Annotated in this window: 3 protein-coding genes and 1 pseudogene; 2 read left to right on the top strand and 2 right to left on the bottom strand. The window is 63.5% G+C overall.

Annotation, left to right across the window (positions count from 1 at the left end; translation table 11 throughout):
- Together ACIGXE_RS37590 and ACIGXE_RS37585 are read right to left on the bottom strand one after the other, a co-directional pair.
- Window positions 1-303: transposase (locus tag ACIGXE_RS37590; protein ID WP_399754657.1), on the bottom strand; the 303-nt coding region annotated here is incomplete at its 3' end.
- An 829-nt stretch (window positions 304-1,132) separates the two neighbouring features.
- Complete coding sequence (locus tag ACIGXE_RS37585; protein ID WP_399754658.1) at window positions 1,133-1,375, bottom strand: acyl carrier protein; 243 nt, start codon at window positions 1,373-1,375, stop codon at window positions 1,133-1,135.
- A gap of 778 nt (window positions 1,376-2,153) precedes the next feature.
- Between ACIGXE_RS37585 and ACIGXE_RS37580 the strand changes: the two genes are divergently transcribed.
- Together ACIGXE_RS37580 and ACIGXE_RS37575 are read left to right on the top strand one after the other, a co-directional pair.
- Window positions 2,154-2,333 (top strand): hypothetical protein, encoded by a 180-nt coding sequence (locus ACIGXE_RS37580; protein ID WP_399754655.1) that lies wholly within the window; start codon window positions 2,154-2,156, stop codon window positions 2,331-2,333.
- A gap of 51 nt (window positions 2,334-2,384) precedes the next feature.
- Window positions 2,385-3,190 (top strand): annotated as a pseudogene (locus ACIGXE_RS37575) (IS5 family transposase).
- Window positions 3,191-3,295: the final 105 nt, after the last annotated feature.

Here is a 3,295-nt window from a genome sequence, read left to right as displayed (position 1 = left end):
GTCCAGGCCTCCCCGGGCGCCGAGTTCATCCAGGACGACCCGGTGGAGACGGACCCAGACCCGGTCCTTGCTCCAGCGGGCGAACCTCCGGTAGACCGTTGGCCAGGCCGGCCCGAACAACGGCGGCACCTGCCGCCACGTGCACCCCGACGTCGCCACGAACACGAGTGCGGCCAGACACTCACGATCCCCCGCCCGCCGGCGCCCACCTCCCTGCGGCCGTACCACCACCGTCTCCGGCACCACCCTGCGGAACAACTCCCACAACTCATCCGGCGGCAGCCGTTCAGCGAGACTCGTCATGCCCAGCACAACGAGCCAACCGCCAAAGGAAACGACGTCTTACCGCCTCGGCAACATCACCCAAGCCACCCCTACCCTGATGACCTGCGGCTAACTTGGATGAAAGAGGCTGAACAAGCTCATTGCTTCCCCGCCGGCGCTCGCCCTGATCCGGCTGCTTGCTTCATGCACAGTCAGTCACTGAGTAATTCGCCACCCCCTGCCGAGATCGTTATCTGTGACACAGTGGCACCGGTTTGCAGGAAGTTCGGAAGGAGCGGATATGGCGCTGCGGTGCGACGAATGTGGTGATGCCTCCTCTACCGTGGGGGATTTCGGCTGGGGCATCTACTGTTCACGGTTGTGTCGACAGCGGGCCCTTGTCCGTATCAGAATCGCCGGCCGCAGCGGGCCAGTAGCATCCCGCCTCCACCGTACCGAAACAGACAGAAGCGGCGACCAGCGTGGACAGTAGCTGCGGTTCCTCATGGTGCGCTGGCGAAACATATCGGCTGCGGCTTGTGGCGCTCCGCGTCTGGGGGGGGTGCCTGCAAGGGTCGGTGGCAGTCGTAACAGGGCAGTCAGACGGTGAGCGCTTCAATGCCTCGTATCCTGAGGTGTAGGGCCGCTGGTGGGCCAATTCCCGAGCTGGGTGCAGTGGACGCTTTTTGACCTTGCTGTTCGGTCTGCGTGGCCGGGGCCTGGTCCACCGGGGGCTTGCCCAGGCTGATGGGGCCACCTCGGGCCCAGGCCGCAGTCTGAGAGTGGCGGAGTCGAGAGGGTCGCAGTCTCACGATCGAGTCAGCAGCAAGCCCGGCGGACGGTATCTCTACGCGCACAGAGCGGCTGTCTAGATGATCGCCTTCTGCGCACAAATAAAATTGAAGACGTCTCTCGGCGTCCGCGGCTCGTCAAAGTACCGGTACGCGATTGCGACACCGTATTCCTCTTTGATCCGGTCCGCAGCATCGATCAGCGTGAGGGAATCCCACCCCATCTCCCTGAACGTGCGATCTGCGTAACTGCCCACCGGCTCACTGCCGTTGTCATACTTTCCCGCGCAGGCGCTCAAGACGCGCCAAAGATCCTTCATGGTCACGCAGCCTCACCGCCTTTCTGTGTGACGCCACTCACTCGCAATAGGCGACACTGTCTCCTCGTCTGAGGCACCTTCCCCCTACGCGGCGCGGCATACGAACGTGCAGCATCAGAAGAAGTCGCCGATACGGCCTACCTCACCATGGACTCGGGCCGCCCTGCCCAGGGGGCTGCGGCCGGAGAGCGAACGACGCGGAAGACCAGTCTCTGTCGGTGTGATCCACTCTCCCCTAACCGTCTCATCCACTCCTGAGTAAATTAGGCTCAAAAATCTCTTAGCGCCTGTTTGTGTGATATCGACTTTGTCTCATCTTAAAGATATCAGCACACTGCTCGCGCAAGAAGTTCAGCAACTGCGCGCTGCCGGGGAAGGACTTCTGCGGCAGCGGTCATACCTGCCAAGGGCAGAGCCGAGTAACCGGATGCGGCACAAAACATTGCAACCTCTCGGCGAGGCTTGCTAGTTAGGCTGTGAGGCAGAGGGACGTCCCACGAGGACTTTGTCAGCAGGGGGTTGCGTGTGCTTGTCAGCCTGCCCGGGCCTCGGCATATCTGGCACGGCCTGCCTTCCTGTCCGCCAGACTCCAGCGGGCCCTATAGCAGCCAGATACACCCGCGCACTCAGGACTGAGTTCGGCGAACAGCAATGGCGCCGGGCGCTCGTTGTGGTAGATCTTCGTAATGTAGGTCTCCTACGAGCTCGTGCAGGGTTAGCGGTGAGACGTCGGGCCGCCCTGGATGGTTCATTATGGTGGGTGGCGGGGAAGCGTCTCATGCAGATCGTCAGCAATCGCCTGATCACGGGGCTGTCGGCGGATGCGGACGGTGAACTCATCGCAACGGGCCTGTTATGGCATTGGCGACACGAATCCATGCTGGCCTCTCGGCTGCGGGAGCGTGCCGTGGGAGCCGGCGCAAAGCACCGATTCGTGTTACTGATCGTTTCAGAATGAGTTCAGCGCGAGGGCTTGGCGGTCGGGTTTGATGGCGGCAGGGTGATCCGGGTGCCGGATGATCTTGTGCCTGATGACCTGTGGGAACGTATCGCTCCACTGCTGCCGCCCTGGCCGCTGCGGCGTCATCGGTATCCCGGACGTTGCCGGCGGACGACCGTGCGGCTCTTCGGGGCATCGTTTACGTGCTGCGCAAGAACGTGAGCTGGAGAGACGTGCCCGCCCAGCGGACCGGGTGCAGCGGGGTAACGGCCTGGCGGCGACTGCGGGACTGGACCGAGGCCGGCGTCTGGCCCCGCCTGCACGAAGTCCTCCTGGCCGAACTGCGCAAGGCAGGTCTGCTCGACATGGACGACGCCGCGATCGACGGCTCGCACGTCCGGGCCCTGAAAGGGGGGCTCACACCTGGCCTTCGCCGGTCGACCGCGCGCGGCCGGGCAGCAAGCACCACCTGATCGTCGACCGTATGGCACACCTCTCGCCGTCGCCTGACCGGCGGAAACAGGCACGATGTAACCCCGCTGACGCCCCTGCTCGATGCGATTCCCCTCATCCGTGGCCTGTTTGACCGGCCTCGTCACCGGCCGCGACGGCTGTTCGCCGACCGCGGCTACGACTACGACAAATACCGGCGCATCCTCCAGACCCGCGGCATCACCACCAAGATCGCCCGGCGAGGCGTCCCGCGCGGCTCCGGCCTGGGCAAGACCCGCTGGGCAGTGGAGCGGACCTTCGCCTGGCTGCACCAGTTCAAACGACTGCGGATCCGCTACGAGATACGCGCTGATCTCCACCTCGGTTTGCTCCAACTCGCTTGCAGCATCATCTGCTTGAGGCGCCTTCGAACCTCATTCTGAAACGATCAGTTAGGGACTGTTTCTTGGATCATGTTCGGAGCCAGATGATGAGGGCGGCGAGGGTGACGGTGCCGAGGTAGATGTAGGCACGTTTCTCGTAGCGGG

Source organism: Streptomyces sp. NPDC053431 (assembly GCF_044544925.1).
In the GTDB taxonomy this organism is placed as follows: Bacteria; Actinomycetota; Actinomycetes; order Streptomycetales; family Streptomycetaceae; genus Streptomyces.
The sequence above is the reverse complement of the archived record's forward strand: the minus strand, read 5'-3'. Positions and strand labels throughout refer to the sequence as shown.

What these genes read in the sequence shown, in the direction of transcription:
- ACIGXE_RS37585 (WP_399754658.1), bottom strand. Translation starts at nt 1,375, where the DNA reads ATGAAGGATCTTTGGCGCGTCTTGAGCGCCTGCGCGGGAAAGTATGAC.
- ACIGXE_RS37580 (WP_399754655.1), top strand. Translation starts at nt 2,154, where the DNA reads ATGCAGATCGTCAGCAATCGCCTGATCACGGGGCTGTCGGCGGATGCG.